Annotated in this window: 11 protein-coding genes; 4 read left to right on the top strand and 7 right to left on the bottom strand. The window is 71.1% G+C overall.

Annotated features, from left to right (window positions below):
• Position 1 precedes the first annotated feature (1 nt).
• Together NUV38_RS07220 and NUV38_RS07215 are read left to right on the top strand one after the other, a co-directional pair.
• Positions 2-847, top strand: a complete 846-nt coding sequence (locus NUV38_RS07220; protein ID WP_257728475.1) for a carbohydrate ABC transporter permease — start codon at positions 2-4, stop codon at positions 845-847.
• 4 nt (positions 848-851) lie between these two features.
• Positions 852-2,012, top strand: coding sequence for an ABC transporter ATP-binding protein (locus NUV38_RS07215; RefSeq protein WP_257728474.1), 1,161 nt, complete (start codon positions 852-854; stop codon positions 2,010-2,012).
• A 26-nt stretch (positions 2,013-2,038) separates the two neighbouring features.
• Here NUV38_RS07215 and NUV38_RS07210 read toward each other — a convergent pair whose 3' ends face one another.
• Genes NUV38_RS07210 through NUV38_RS07195 form a run of 4 tightly spaced genes read right to left on the bottom strand, consistent with a single transcriptional unit; the run spans position 2,039 to position 5,304 of the window.
• Positions 2,039-2,926 carry a ParB N-terminal domain-containing protein gene (locus tag NUV38_RS07210; protein WP_257728473.1) on the bottom strand — a complete coding sequence of 296 codons (888 nt, stop codon included), beginning with the start codon at positions 2,924-2,926 and terminating at the stop codon, positions 2,039-2,041.
• A complete protein-coding gene (locus tag NUV38_RS07205) occupies positions 2,907-3,593 on the bottom strand; it encodes a metallophosphoesterase (RefSeq protein WP_257728472.1) in 687 nt (228 codons plus the stop codon). Before NUV38_RS07205 ends, NUV38_RS07210 begins: the two co-directional genes overlap by 20 nt.
• A 38-nt stretch (positions 3,594-3,631) precedes the next feature.
• A complete protein-coding gene (locus tag NUV38_RS07200; RefSeq protein ID WP_055965092.1) occupies positions 3,632-3,976 on the bottom strand; it encodes a DUF4233 domain-containing protein in 345 nt (114 codons plus the stop codon).
• A complete protein-coding gene (locus NUV38_RS07195; protein ID WP_257728471.1) occupies positions 3,973-5,304 on the bottom strand; it encodes a folylpolyglutamate synthase/dihydrofolate synthase family protein in 1,332 nt (443 codons plus the stop codon). Before NUV38_RS07195 ends, NUV38_RS07200 begins: the two co-directional genes overlap by 4 nt.
• A gap of 162 nt (positions 5,305-5,466) precedes the next feature.
• Between NUV38_RS07195 and NUV38_RS07190 the strand changes: the two genes are divergently transcribed.
• Positions 5,467-7,638 (top strand): MMPL family transporter, encoded by a 2,172-nt coding sequence (locus NUV38_RS07190; RefSeq protein ID WP_257728470.1) that lies wholly within the window; start codon positions 5,467-5,469, stop codon positions 7,636-7,638.
• Between the two features lie 49 nt (positions 7,639-7,687).
• Here the strand turns inward: NUV38_RS07190 and NUV38_RS07185 are convergent, their stop codons facing one another.
• Positions 7,688-8,128, bottom strand: a complete 441-nt coding sequence (locus NUV38_RS07185; protein WP_257728469.1) for a nuclear transport factor 2 family protein — start codon at positions 8,126-8,128, stop codon at positions 7,688-7,690.
• A gap of 154 nt (positions 8,129-8,282) precedes the next feature.
• Here NUV38_RS07185 and valS point away from each other — a divergent pair, with 154 nt between their 5' ends.
• Positions 8,283-10,862: a valine--tRNA ligase gene (gene valS / locus NUV38_RS07180; RefSeq protein ID WP_257728468.1), complete on the top strand. Its 2,580-nt coding sequence runs from the start codon at positions 8,283-8,285 to the stop codon at positions 10,860-10,862.
• A 190-nt stretch (positions 10,863-11,052) separates the two neighbouring features.
• On the opposite strand, the gene NUV38_RS07175 is transcribed toward valS, so the two are convergent.
• Both NUV38_RS07175 and clpX read right to left on the bottom strand, forming a co-directional pair.
• Positions 11,053-12,210 carry a trans-acting enoyl reductase family protein gene (locus tag NUV38_RS07175; protein WP_257728467.1) on the bottom strand — a complete coding sequence of 386 codons (1,158 nt, stop codon included), beginning with the start codon at positions 12,208-12,210 and terminating at the stop codon, positions 11,053-11,055.
• A 57-nt stretch (positions 12,211-12,267) separates the two neighbouring features.
• Positions 12,268-13,539 carry an ATP-dependent Clp protease ATP-binding subunit ClpX gene (clpX, locus tag NUV38_RS07170; protein WP_257728466.1) on the bottom strand — a complete coding sequence of 424 codons (1,272 nt, stop codon included), beginning with the start codon at positions 13,537-13,539 and terminating at the stop codon, positions 12,268-12,270.
• Positions 13,540-13,653: the final 114 nt, after the last annotated feature.

Genomic DNA, 13,653 nt, shown 5'->3' with positions numbered 1-13,653 from the left:
CATGAACAGGAACGCTGCGACCCGCATCGGCACGCTCGTCGGCTTCGTCGCCATCATGATCTGGTGCCTCCTCCCGGTGGCCTGGATCATCTCGCTGTCCTTCAAGAGCCAGGAGGCGGTCACCAACGGCAGCCCCGGCTTCTTCCCCTCCAGCGGAGGTGGCGCCGGCTGGCAGAACTACGCCGACGTCATCGCCGACGAGCAGTTCCGTCGGGCGATCTTCAACTCGATCGGCATCTCGCTCATCGCGACCCTGCTCTCGGTCGCCTTGGCCACGCTCACCGCCTACGCGGTCGCGCGGCTGGAGTTCAAGGGCAAGCGGTTCGTGCTCACCACCGCGCTCGTCATCGCCATGTTCCCCGTGGTCTCGCTCGTGGGGCCGCTGTTCGACATGTGGCGCACGCTCGGGATCTACGACACGTGGCCCGGCCTCATCATCCCCTACATGAGCTTCACCCTCCCCCTCGCGATCTGGACGCTCTCGGCGTTCTTCCGCGAGATCCCGTGGGAGATGGAGCAGGCCGCGCAGGTCGACGGGGCGACCTCCTGGCAGGCCTTCCGCAAGGTCATCGTCCCGCTCGCGGCACCCGGTGTGTTCACCGCCGCGATCCTGACGTTCTTCTTCGCGTGGAACGACTTCGTGTTCGGCATCTCGCTGACGTCCACCGAGAACGCACGACCCATCCCCGCGGCACTGTCGTTCTTCGTCGGTGCCGACCCGTTCAACCGGCCGGCGTCCCTGCTGGCCGCGGGTGCCGTGGTCGCCACGATCCCGGTCATCCTCCTCGTCCTCTTCTTCCAGCGAAAGATCGTCGCGGGCCTCACCGCCGGCGCAGTGAAGGGTTGATCCCATGGCCACCATCGAGATGAAGAACATCGTCAAGAAGTACGGTGACGGCTTCCCCGCCGTGAACGACATCAGCATCGACGTCGAGGACGGGGAGTTCCTGATCCTGGTCGGGCCGTCGGGCTGCGGGAAGTCGACCCTGCTGCGGATGATCGTGGGCCTGGAGGACATCACCTCCGGCGACATGATCATCGACGGCGACCGGGTCAACGACCTCGCGCCGCGTGACCGCAACCTGGCCATGGTCTTCCAGAACTACGCGCTCTACCCGCACCTGACGGTCTACGAGAACATCGCCTTCCCCCTGCGCCTGAAGAAGGTGTCGGAGAAGGAGATCGACGAGAAGGTCCGCCAGGCCAGCAAGACGCTGGACCTCGACGAGCACCTCGAGCGCAAGCCCGGCAACCTCTCCGGCGGTCAGCGCCAGCGCGTGGCCATGGGCCGCGCGATCGTGCGCGACGCCAAGGCGTTCCTGTTCGACGAGCCGCTCTCCAACCTCGACGCCAAGCTGCGCGGCCAGATGCGCACCGAGATCGCGCGCCTGCAGAAGCAGCTCGGCATCACGACCGTGTACGTGACGCACGACCAGACCGAGGCGATGACGCTCGGCGACCGCGTCGCGGTCATGAAGCGCGGGATCCTGCAGCAGCTCGCCTCCCCGCGCGAGCTGTACGAGCAGCCCGTCAACCTCTTCGTCGCCGGCTTCATCGGCTCGCCGCCGATGAACTTTTTGCCGGCCACCGTCGAGGACGGGAAGATCACCCTGCCGTTCGGCACCTTCCCGCTGCCCGCCGACAAGGCCGAGCGCGCCGAGGGCAAGGGCCTGCTGCTGGCCGGCATCCGCCCGGAGCACTTCGAGGACGTGTCGGTGCTGAAGGACGAGGCCGACTCCTCGCGCACGTTCGAGGCGCACATCGACGTCCGGGAGTGGCTGGGCGACCAGCAGTACGCCTACGTGCCCTACGACGCCGACGCCACCACGCAGGACCAGCTGCGCGAGCTCGCCCGCGAGGCCGACAGCGAGTCGCTGCGCACCCAGCTGGTCGTCTCGCTCGACGCCGCCAGCAAGATCACCGACGACGACAACACGGTGCTGTTCATCGACACCGACAAGCTGCACCTGTTCGACCCGACGAGCGGGGAGAACCTCACCGTCGGCCTCTGAGCTCGCGCTCCGTCACGTCCGACCGGTCACGACCGGTCGGACGGGCGGGGCGGCTGGGCCTTGCGGCGGCGCTTGCGCACGGCCTCGAGCACCTCAGCGTTCCACTCGTGCTCACGGATGAGGCGGTACCGCTCCCCCGCGACCCGCAGGTAGGCCGCGGCGGGGCGCTCGTCGGGCCCGCGGACGCCGGCCTCCTCGATCATGTCGACGACCGGCTTGAACTCCTCGGCGTACCAGCGGCTCGCCATGGTCGCCTTGTCCATGTACGCGCCCTCGGCGTGCATGGTGCGGGTGGCCCAGGCCTCCACCGTCTCGGCCAGGTAGCCGTAGTCGAAGGGGTCGTCGACAGCCACCGCGGCACGCGCCTCGCCGGTGAACGGCACCCGCTCCAGCATGAGGCGCCGCCAGTGCTTGAGCTCGAGGTCGCTGCGCTGCTCCACGCCCACGGGCCTCAGGAACGTGTCGACGACGGTCACCCGCGCCTCGATGAGCTTCACGCCGAGGCTGCGGGCCACCGAGACGCGATGATGGCCGTCGCGCACGTAGTACTGGTCGCCCACCTGGTAAACCTCGATCGGCGGGATCACCTCGCCGGTGCGGCTCGCGCGGGCCAGGCGCTCCCAGCGCTCACGGCTGCGCGTCGACGTCGGCCGGAACCGACGGTCGAAGTCGCGTACCTTGTCGACGGAACCGACGATCGAGTCGAGTGGGATGACCCGCGTGCCCGCGTAGTGCTCCCCGCGCCGGCCGAGCGCCTCGACTACGTCGTCGAACGACATCGACTGCGCGACGTCGTCGTGGTCGTTGCGCAGCCGTGCCGCCAGCGCCGACAGCACCTGGTGCCGCCGCGCACGCATGAAGTCGCTCTCGGCGTCCACACGGGGCGATCCGGAGTCACCGACCACGGCGCCCACCCCCGACACCTGCGGCGACCGGTGCGGCGAGCGGCTCGACGTCGATGACCTGCCACGGGATCACGTTGCGCAGCGTGGTGCGGCCGACGTGCCGGTCGCTCTTCTGCAGACCGTAGGGGTGGATGTGGCCGTGGAGGTGCCACGTGGGCTGCAGCCGGTCGATCACGTCGTGCAGCGCCTCGAAGCCCCGGTGCGGCGGGTCGTCCTCGTCGCCGAGGCCGAACGGCGGGGAGTGCGTGAGCAGCACGTCGACCGGTCGGTCACCGGCCCGTCGTACCAGTCGTCGGGCCCGACGCGCCAGCTGGCGCTGGGTGTACTGGTTGGCACCCGCGTTGTAGCGGATGCTGCCGCCCAGACCCGCGATGCGCAGACCCGCCGCCTCGACCACCACGCCGTCGGCGCTGGTGCAGCCGAGGGGCCTGGGGTCGGCCGACGGCATGCCGTCGCCGGTCAGCACGCCCATGAGACCGCTGCGCTGGGTCACGACCCGCGGGTCGTGGTTTCCCGGCACGAACACGACCGGGACGTCGAGGCAGGACGAGAGGAACTCGAGGTAGTCCCAGGGCAGGTCCCCGGCGGCCAGCACGAGGTCCGGCCGCAGCCGTCGCACCTGCGGGTGGTGGATCGACTCCACCACCTCGTCCGCGACCGCGAGCACCTTGACCATGGGTCCACCGTAGGCCGCACTCCCCCGGGACGCGAGGGTCAGTCGGGGTCGGGACCTTCGGCGGCCCACCGGGCCTTGTCGGCCTCGATGCGTCGGCCGAGCAGGAAGGCGCTGGCCCAGAGCAGGGCGAACATGCCGCCGACGAAGAACATGACCGGCACGAGGAAGCCCAGGGCGACGACCGCCACCTGCAGCACGTGGCCGACGACGTATCCCGAGGGCTTGCGCAGCATGCCGGCCGTCAGGATGCACAGCACCGCGAGCCCCAGGCCGAGCGTGAGCGCCAGGCCGGCCGGCACGTCCTCCACGGAGATCATCACCGGCACGCTGAGTCCGAGGAGGATCGCCTCGAACGTCAGCATCGCCGCGCACATGCCCCTCATGAGCCCGCTCCGAGCAGGACGCGGGCCTCGCCCGCGGTGACGACCGATCCGATCACGAGGACGCCACCGCTGCCGATCGCCTCCTCCATGCCCACGCCGGTCTCCGCCATCGAGATGGCGCGGACGAGGGCGTCGTCGAGACCGGGCTCCACGGTGACCCGGTCCTCGCCGAACACGTCTGCGGCCAGCTCGCCGAGCTCGTCGGCCCGCATGGCACGCGGCAGGCTGTTCTGGGTGCACACGACGTGCGCCAGCACCGGCTCCAGCTCGCGCAGCATCTGCTCGACGTCCTTGTCGGCCATGACGCTGACGACGCCGACGAGCGGGCTGAAGGTGAAGGCGTCCTGGACCGTCTCGAGCGCAGCGCGCACGCCGTGCGGGTTGTGCGCGGAGTCCACCAGCACCGTCGGGCTGCGCCGCAGGACCTCCAGCCGACCGGGCGACGTGACCTCGCCGAACGCGGACCGCACCAGGTCACCGTCGAGCTCGGCACCGACGAACGCCTCGACCGAGGCCAGCGCCACGGCGGCGTTCTGCGCCTGGTGCGCGCCGTGCAGCTGCAGGAGGACGTCGTCGTAGCGGGCGTTGAGGCCCTGCAGGCTGATCTGCTGTCCGCCGACGGCGTTGAGCCGGTCGGCGACCCCGAAGTCGACGCCCTCGCGCAGCGCCGTGGCGCCGACCTCCATGCTGCGGCGCATGAGGACGTCGAGCACCTCGGGCTCCTGGCCGGCGAGCACGGCGTGGGCGCCCGGCTTGATGATGCCGGACTTCTCCAGCGCGATGTCCACCGCGCGGTCGCCGAGGTAGGCGGTGTGGTCGACGGCCACGGGCGTGACCACGGCGACGCGGCCGGTCGCCACGTTCGTGGCGTCCCACGCGCCTCCCATGCCGACCTCCACCACCGCGGCGTCGACCGGAGCGTCGGCGAAGGCCGCGTACGCCATGGCGACGGTGAGCTCGAAGAACGAGATCGGGTGCGGCTGGCTGTCGTCGACGACCTGGGCGTAGGCGGCGACGTCGGCGAAGGCCTCGACGAACTGCTCCTCGGTGAGCGGCTCGCCGTCGAGGCTGATCCGCTCGGTCATGCTCTGCAGGTGAGGGCTGGTGAAGCGTCCGGTGCGCAGGTCGAGCGCCCGCAGCAGCGCGTCGATCATCCGCGCCGTCGACGACTTGCCGTTCGTGCCGGTGAGGTGGACGACGGGGTAGGCGTCCTGCGGGTCGCCGAGCAGACGGCACAGGGCGGTGATGCGCTCGAGCGACGGCTCGAGCCTGGTCTCGGGCCAGCGGCCCAGCAGGGCGGCCTCGACCTCGGCGTAGGTGGGGTTCATCCCTGTCAGTATCCCAGGCCGTGCCGCGCGTGCTGACCGCGTGGACCCGGTCGGCCAGGGTGACCAGGTCAGGGATCTCCCTGATTCCGCGCGGCCCCCTTCCTCCGCCATGATGAGAGGGCTGCGGCGCCGGTCGCGCACCCGACCCCCAGGAGCACGCGCATGAACCGCCGCACCAGTGGATGGATCGCCCACCGTCGGGCCAAGTGGCTCGTGCTGGTCGTCATGCTCATCGCCCTGGGCGGGCTGGGCTCGTTCGGCTCGAAGCTCGCCGACGTGCAGGAGAACGACGTCGCCTCCTTCCTGCCCGCGGAGGCGGAGTCGACGCAGGTCATCGCGAAGGCAACCCAGTTCGCCGACCCCGACGTGATCCCGGCCATCGTCCTGCTCGTGCGCGAGGACGGCCCCCAGCCCGACGACCTGGCGCGGCTCGAGGCCCTGAAGACCGATCTCGCGGCGATCCCCGAGGTGACCGGCGACGTCGTGGGCCCGATCCCGTCCGAGGACGGTGTCGCCGCGCAGCTGGTGGTGAGCCTCCGGATCGACCCCGACACCGGCTGGGAGAGGCTGCCCGACGTCGTCGACGAGCTGCGCAGCGCGGCGGAGGACGGCGCCGGCGGGGCCGACGTCTACGTGGCCGGCCCCGCAGCGCTCGGCGCGGACCAGGCGAAGGCCTTCGCCGGCATCGACGGCATCCTCCTCCTCGCGGCGATCTCGGTCGTGGTCGTGATGCTCCTGCTCACCTACCGCAGCCCGATCCTGTGGATCATCCCGCTCGTGTGCGGCGTGCTCAGCGTGTTCGCCGCCCAGGGCGTCGTGTACCTGCTGGCGAGGTACGCGGACCTGACGGTCAACGGCCAGAGCGCGGGCATCCTGTCGGTGCTCGTGCTCGGCGCCGGGATCGACTACGCACTGCTGCTCGTGGCCCGCTACCGCGAGGAGCTGCGCAACACCGAGGACCGTCACGAGGCGATGGCGCACGCGCTGCACCGCGCCGCGCCGGCCATCCTCGCGAGCGGCAGCACCGTCGTCGTCGGCCTGCTGTGCCTGCTGCTCGCCCAGATGAGCTCGACGTCCGGGCTCGGACCGGTCGCCGCCGCGGGCATCGTCGTCTCCCTCGTCGTGATGCTCGTCCTCCTCCCCGTGCTGCTCGTGGTGTTCGGCCGCTGGGTCTTCTGGCCCTTCGTGCCGCGCTTCGGCGACCCGCAGCCCGCCGAGCGCGGCATCTGGGGTCGGGTGGGCCGGCGCATCGCGCACCGGCCGCGCACGGTGTGGGTGGTCACGACCCTCGCCCTCGGCGCCTTCACCCTCGGTGTGGTCCAGCTCGACGCCGACGGACTCTCGAACGCCGAGTCGTTCACCACCGAGCAACCGTCCATCGTGGCCGAGGAGAAGCTGGCGGAGCACTTCCCGGGTGGCGCCGGTGACCCGGTGCAGGTCGTGGCCGACGGCGGCGCGGGCGAGGCGGCCGCTGCGGCACTGCAGGACGTTCAGGGCATCTCGCCGGACACCGTGACCGAGCCGGTCGTGCAGGGCGACATCGCCTACGTCGAGGGCACCCTCGAGGCGGCGCCGGACTCCACGAGCGCGTTCGAGACGATCGACCGGGCCCGCGACGCGCTGGCCGACGTGCCGGGAGCCCTCGTCGGTGGCACCACGGCGATCAACCACGACGTGCAGGACGCCTCGGCGGCCGACAACCGGCTGATCATCCCGATCATCCTGGTGGCCGTGCTGCTGATCCTGGCCCTGCTGCTGCGGGCACTGGTCGCACCGCTGGTGCTGCTGGCCACGGTGGTGCTGTCGTTCGGCGCGGCCCTGGGCATCAGCGCCCTCGTGTTCCGCCACGTCCTGGGCTTCGAGGGGGCCGACTCGTCGCTCCCGCTGTACGCCTTCGTCTTCCTCGTGGCGCTCGGCATCGACTACAACATCTTCCTCATGACCCGCGTCCGCGAGGAGGCGCTCCTGCACGGCACCCGGCGGGGTGCGCTCATCGGGCTGGCCGCCACCGGAGGCGTCATCACGTCGGCCGGCCTCGTGCTGGCCGGCACGTTCGCCGCCCTCGGTTCCCTGCCGATCGTGTTCCTCGCCGAGCTCGGCTTCGCCGTGGCCCTCGGCGTGCTGCTCGACACGATCATCGTGAGGTCGGTGCTGGTGACGGCCCTGAACCTCGACCTCGGCCGCTGGATGTGGTGGCCGAGCGCGCTGTTCCGCACCGACGGCGGGCACGTGAGCGGCGCCCCCGACCACGCGGTCGCCCACCACGCCGCAGACCCCTCGCACCCCGCGGACCCCCTGGCCGAGGAGCACTCCTCCCCCGAGCACCGCGCCTAGCCCTGCTCCGCCGTTCCCCGTCGCGGCTCACCGCGCCGGTCGTCCCGGGTCAGTCGACGGGCGCCTCGGAGACGAGCGCGGCGCCGGTGGCCGGGTCGAAGGGCACCGACTCGTGCTGGTGGACGACGCGCCACGCGCCGTCCACACGACGGCAGACCAGGGTGCTGCGCACCCACATGTCCACCTCGCCACCGTCGTGCAGGCGTCCGCTCACGTGGTAGCGGAAGGCGCAGTACCCGATGTCGTCCGCGCCGCCGACGTGCAGGCGGTGCACCTCGTACTCGGGGCCGACGGCGTACGACGCCAGCCAGGTGCGCAGGCCGTCGGCCACGGCCTCGGTCCCGTGGGTCTCGACGGGCGGGAGCACGGGGTAGCTGACCACCTCGGGGTGGTGGGCGTCGACCAACGTCCTGCTGTCCTGCTCGGCCACCGCGCGCACGCGGTCGGCGATGAGCCGGCGGAGCTCGTCCTCGATCGATGTCAGGGCCATGCCACCACCGTGCGCCCTCTCGCCCTGCGCCACAACCCGGCGCCGCGCGGCCTGCCGCACCGTTTGCCACCCACGGCCCGGCACCCCCGCCGCACCATCGGCCGCTTACGGCCCGGCACCCCCGCCAGGGCCCGGGCTCCTAGACTGTCCTCTCGTGACCACTGCAGCGAACCGCGTCCCGGCCAAGCCCGCCCTCGAAGGACTCGAGGAACGCTGGAGCCAGGTATGGGCCGAGCAGGGCACCTACACGTTCGACCGCTCCGCCGAGCGGGCCGACGTCTACTCCATCGACACGCCTCCCCCGACCGTGTCGGGCTCGCTGCACGTGGGTCACGTGTTCAGCTACACCCACACCGACGTGGTGGCGCGCTTCCAGCGGATGCGCGGCAAGGAGGTCTTCTACCCCATGGGGTGGGACGACAACGGCCTGCCGACCGAGCGTCGGGTGCAGAACTTCTACGGCGTCCGCTGCGACCCCTCCCTGCCCTACGACGCCGACTTCACGCCGCCGGAGAAGCCCGACCCGAAGAAGCAGGTGCCGATCAGCCGGCGCAACTTCATCGAGCTGTGCAACGAGCTCGTGGAGGAGGACGAGAAGGTCTTCGAGAAGCTGTGGCGCACGCTCGGGCTGAGCGTCGACTGGTCGCAGCAGTACACCACCATCGGCGCCGACGCCCAGACCGTCAGCCAGCGCGCGTTCCTGCGCAACGTGGGTCGCGGCGAGGCCTACCTGCAGGACGCGCCGACCCTGTGGGACGTGACCTACCAGACGGCCGTCGCGCAGGCCGAGCTCGAGGCGCGCGACTACCCCGGCGCCTACCACCGCGTGACCTACCAGCACGCCTCCGGCCCGATCGTCGTCGAGACCACGAGGCCCGAGCTGACCGCCGCAGCGGTCGCGATCATCGCCCACCCCGACGACGAGCGCTACGCGCACCTCTTCGGGAGCACCGCCGTCTCGCCGCTGTTCGGCGTCGAGGTGCCGATCATCGCCAGCCCGCTCGCCGACCCCGAGAAGGGCTCCGGCATCGTGCACTGCTGCACCTTCGGCGACCTGACCGACGTCCAGTGGTGGCGCGAGTTCCAGCTGCCCAACCGCACCGTGATCGGTCGCGACGGCCGGTTCCTGCGCGAGACCCCGGAGTGGGTCGCCGGCGGTCCCGGCGAGACGCTGTGGACCGAGCTGGCCGGCAAGACCGTGTTCTCGGCCCGAGAGCTCGTGGTGCAGGCGCTGCGCGACAGCGGCGACCTCGACGGCGAGCCGCAGCCGACCCAGCGCGTGGCCAACTTCTACGAGCGCGGCGACAAGCCGCTCGAGATCGTCTCGACCCGTCAGTGGTACATCCGCAACGGAGGTCGCGACGCCGACCTCCGCGCCGCGCTGATCGCCCGGGGCGACGAGATCGACTGGACCCCCGGCTACATGCAGTCGCGCCTCACCAACTGGATCGAGGGCCTCAACGGCGACTGGCTGGTCAGCCGTCAGCGGTTCTTCGGCATCCCGTTCCCCGTCTGGTACCGCCTCGACGCCGACGGCGAGCCCGACTACGACGACCCGATCTTCGCCGCGGAGGACACGCTGCCCGTCGACCCGGCGTCGCAGGCCCCTCCGGGCTACGAGGAGTCGCAGCGCGGCGCGGCCGGCGGGTTCGTCGGCGACCCCGACGTGCTCGACACCTGGGCGACGTCGTCGCTGACCCCCCAGATCGCCTGCGGGTGGGAGCGCGACGCCGACCTGTTCGCACGGACGTTCCCGATGGACCTGCGCCCCCAGGCGCACGACATCATCCGCACGTGGCTGTTCGCCACCGTCGTGCGCTCGCACCAGGAGTTCGGCTCGGTGCCGTGGACGCACACGGCGATCTCCGGCTTCGTGGTCGACCCCGACCGCAAGAAGATGAGCAAGTCCAAGGGCAACGTCGTGGTGCCTGACGAGATCCTCGACAGGTACGGTGCCGACGCCGTCCGCTGGCGCGCCGCGCTGGCGCGCCCCGGCTCGGACTCCCCCTTCGACGAGACCCAGATGAAGGTCGGCCGACGCCTGGCCATGAAGGTGCTCAACGCGAGCAAGTTCGTCCTCGCTGCCCCCGAGGACTACGGCCTCGGTGCCACCGCGGCCGACCTCGACGCCACGCGCGTGACCGAGCCCCTCGACCGCTCCGTGCTGGCGGGGCTCCGCGGCGTGGTGGAGCAGGCCACCGCCCATTTCGAGGCCTACGACTACTCCTCGGCCCTCGAGGTCGCGGAGAAGTTCTTCTGGGACTTCTGCGACGACTACCTCGAGCTGGTCAAGGAGCGTGCCCGCCAGGAGTCGCCGGCCGGGGAGTCCGCCCGCGCCACGTTCGTGCTGGCGCTGTCGACGCAGCTGCGCCTCCTCGCCCCGTTCCTGCCCTACGTGACCGAGGAGGTCTGGAGCTGGTGGCAGGAGGGCTCGGTGCACCGCGCCGCCTGGCCGACCACCGACGACGTGACCGTCGACGGTGACCCGGCGCTGCTGCCGGCCGCGGCCCAGGCGCTGGCCGGCATCCGTGGGGCGAAGTCGACCGCGAAGGTCAGCCAGCGCACCGAGGTGACGGCCGTGACCGTCCGTGGGCCCCAGGCCTCGCTCGACCTGCTGCTGCAGGCCGTCGACGACGTGAAGGCCGCCGGTCGAGTGACCGGCGACCTCACCACGGAGGCCGCCGACGGCACGGGCGAGCTGGTGGCCGACGCCACGCTCGCCGAGACCGAGTAGCGCGCCGAGTCCGCTCCGCCCGTCACCCGGTGGGCATTCCACCGTCCCAGCGCTGGGACGGTGGAATCCTCACCGCACCACCTCATTCGGTGGAGAGCTCACCGCAGGTGGGGACGGTGCCGGTGGGAGTGGGGCCGGTGGGAGTGGGGCCGGTGGGAGTGGGGCCGGTGGGAGTGGGGCCGGGCGTGGGTCAGCGCGACTCGAGCGTCTCGAAGGCGATGCCGTTGCGCTGGAGGCGATCGATGAGCGGGCGGCCCATCGCCACGGCCGTGGTGGTCTGGCCGGCGACCTTCGGCACGTCGTCGAAGGCCAGGCACAGCGCCGACTCGCTCAGCATCTTGGCGGTCTCGTCGTAGCCCGGGTCGCCGCCGCTCACCTGCGTGACGACGCGCTTGCCACCACCCTCGCCGACGAGGCGGAGCTTGAACCAGGACGAGGCGCGCTTCTCGGGGCTGGGGCCGTCACCCTGGGCACGCAGCTTCAGCAGCGCCTTGCGGGTGGGCGCCAGCTGCGCCCCGGCCAGCAGGACGCCTGCGCCGGCGACCGTGCCGGCCAGCATCGGCAGCCGCTTGAACTGGGCGAAGTGGGAGTAGGAGAACTCCGGACCGTAGCGCTCGAGGGCTCGCGCCGAGCGCAGCACCACCTGCGGGTCGATGGTGGGCAGCGGCAGGGCCCAGCCCTTGCCGTCGGCCCCGCGGCCGATCGTCCCCCCACCGCGGATCTTCCGGCCCTGCGGCCGGGCCTCCGCGGCCTTGCGCTGCTTGGCGGTGGCGCCGGCCTGGCGGATCCGTGCGAAGGCCCCGAGCGCCGAGTGGTAGGTGCCGCCCGACGCCGTGCCGCCGGCCCGGATGTAGCCCTTGACGTCGAGGGGGACGCCCTCGGGAAGCTGCTCGACCGTGAAGAGCACGCCGAGGTCGTACGGGATGGAGTCGAAGCCGCACGCGTGCACGAGCGTCGCGCCGGTCCTCACGGCGGTCTCGTGGTGCGCCAGCCAGGTGCGGTCGACGAACTCCGGCTCCCCGGTCAGGTCGACGTAGGCGATGCCCGCCTCCGCCGCGGCCTTCACCGCCGGGTCACCGTGCTGCACGTAGGGGCCGACCGTAGAGATGAGCACGCGGGTGCCCTCGGCCATCGCGCGCATCGAGGCGGGGTCGGACACGTCGGCCAGGACGACCTCGGGCGCGACGCCGCCGGCTGCCGCGACCTCGTCGACGACGTCCTGCAGCTTGGCGGCGCTGCGCCCCGCCACGGCCCAGGTCCCGCCCTCGGGCAGGTGCGTGCCGAGGTAGACGGCGGTGAGCGTGCCGGTGAACCCGGTCGCCCCGAACAGGGTGATGTCGACGGTCATGCCCCGACCCTAGCCACCGTCGCGTACCGGCGGTACGCGACGGTCACGGGCGGACGGTCAGGACGCCTTCTTCGCGACCTCGTCGCGGCTGAGGACCGTGGGGCCCTCCTCGCCGCGCACCGTGGCGCCGGTGACGACGACCTTGGCGACGTCGTCGCGGGAGGGGATGTCGTACATGACCGGCTGCAGCACGTGCTCGATGATCGAGCGCAGACCACGTGCACCGGTGTCGCGGGCTAGTGCCAGGTCGGCCATGGCCTCGCACGCCTCGTCGGTGAACTCGAGCTCGACGTCGTCGATCTCGAACAGCCGGACGAACTGCTTGGTGAGCGCGTTGCGCGGCTCGGTGAGGATGGACACGAGGGCCGGCTTGTCGAGCTTGTCGACCGCGGCGATCACCGGCAGGCGGCCGATGAACTCCGGGATGAGCCCGAACTTGAGCAGGTCCTCGGGCAGCACCTGGGAGTAGACCTTCTCCGGCTCGGCCGGCGTCTTCTCGGGCATGCCGCCGACGTTGAAGCCCAGCCCGACCTTGCCGCTGCGCTGCTCGATGATCTCCTCGAGGCCCGCGAAGGCGCCGCCGACGATGAACAGCACGTTGGTGGTGTCGATCTGGATGAACTCCTGGTGCGGGTGCTTGCGACCACCCTGCGGAGGCACCGAGGCCGTGGTCCCCTCGAGGATCTTGAGCAGCGCCTGCTGCACGCCCTCGCCCGACACGTCGCGCGTGATGGACGGGTTCTCGGCCTTGCGCGAGATCTTGTCGACCTCGTCGATGTAGATGATCCCCGTCTCGGCCTTCTTGACGTCGTAGTCGGCGGCCTGGATGAGCTTGAGCAGGATGTTCTCGACGTCCTCGCCCACGTAGCCGGCCTCGGTGAGGGCGGTGGCGTCGGCGATGGCGAACGGCACGTTCAGCATGCGGGCCAGCGTCTGCGCGAGGTAGGTCTTGCCGCAGCCTGTGGGCCCGACCATGAGGATGTTGGACTTGGCCAGCTCCACGGCGTCGTCCTTGGGACGACCCGTCGCGGCCTGCGCCTGGACCCGCTTGTAGTGGTTGTACACCGCCACCGCGAGGTTCTTCTTGGCGTTGTCCTGGCCCACGACGTAGCCGTTGAGGAACTCGAAGATCTCCTGCGGCTTGGGCAGCTCGCCGAGGCTCAGCTCGGCACCCTCGGCCAGCTCCTCCTCGATGATCTCGTTGCAGAGGTCGATGCACTCGTCGCAGATGTACACGCCGGGTCCGGCGATGAGCTTCTTGACCTGCTTCTGGCTCTTGCCGCAGAACGAGCACTTCAGCAGGTCAGCGGTCTCACCGATGCGTGCCACAGGTGCACTCCTCTTCCGTCACGACGTCGGGGACGAGCTGGTGCCGTCGCCCTCACACTACAAGCCCGGCGGACCGTCCACCGGGGGTTCGGCCGACGCCGCCGCGTGTCGTGC

Source organism: Aeromicrobium sp. 50.2.37, assembly GCF_024655735.1.
Taxonomy (GTDB): Bacteria; Actinomycetota; Actinomycetes; order Propionibacteriales; family Nocardioidaceae; genus Aeromicrobium.
Note: the sequence above shows the minus strand (reverse complement) of the source record. Positions and strands in the feature narration are given on the sequence as shown.

What these genes read in the sequence shown, in the direction of transcription:
- NUV38_RS07190 (WP_257728470.1), top strand. Translation starts at nt 5,467, where the DNA reads ATGAACCGCCGCACCAGTGGATGGATCGCCCACCGTCGGGCCAAGTGG.
- NUV38_RS07195 (WP_257728471.1), bottom strand. Translation starts at nt 5,304, where the DNA reads ATGAACCCCACCTACGCCGAGGTCGAGGCCGCCCTGCTGGGCCGCTGG.
- NUV38_RS07220 (WP_257728475.1), top strand. Translation starts at nt 2, where the DNA reads ATGAACAGGAACGCTGCGACCCGCATCGGCACGCTCGTCGGCTTCGTC.
- NUV38_RS07215 (WP_257728474.1), top strand. Translation starts at nt 852, where the DNA reads ATGGCCACCATCGAGATGAAGAACATCGTCAAGAAGTACGGTGACGGC.
- NUV38_RS07200 (WP_055965092.1), bottom strand. Translation starts at nt 3,976, where the DNA reads ATGAGGGGCATGTGCGCGGCGATGCTGACGTTCGAGGCGATCCTCCTC.
- NUV38_RS07175 (WP_257728467.1), bottom strand. Translation starts at nt 12,210, where the DNA reads ATGACCGTCGACATCACCCTGTTCGGGGCGACCGGGTTCACCGGCACG.
- NUV38_RS07185 (WP_257728469.1), bottom strand. Translation starts at nt 8,128, where the DNA reads ATGGCCCTGACATCGATCGAGGACGAGCTCCGCCGGCTCATCGCCGAC.
- NUV38_RS07205 (WP_257728472.1), bottom strand. Translation starts at nt 3,593, where the DNA reads ATGGTCAAGGTGCTCGCGGTCGCGGACGAGGTGGTGGAGTCGATCCAC.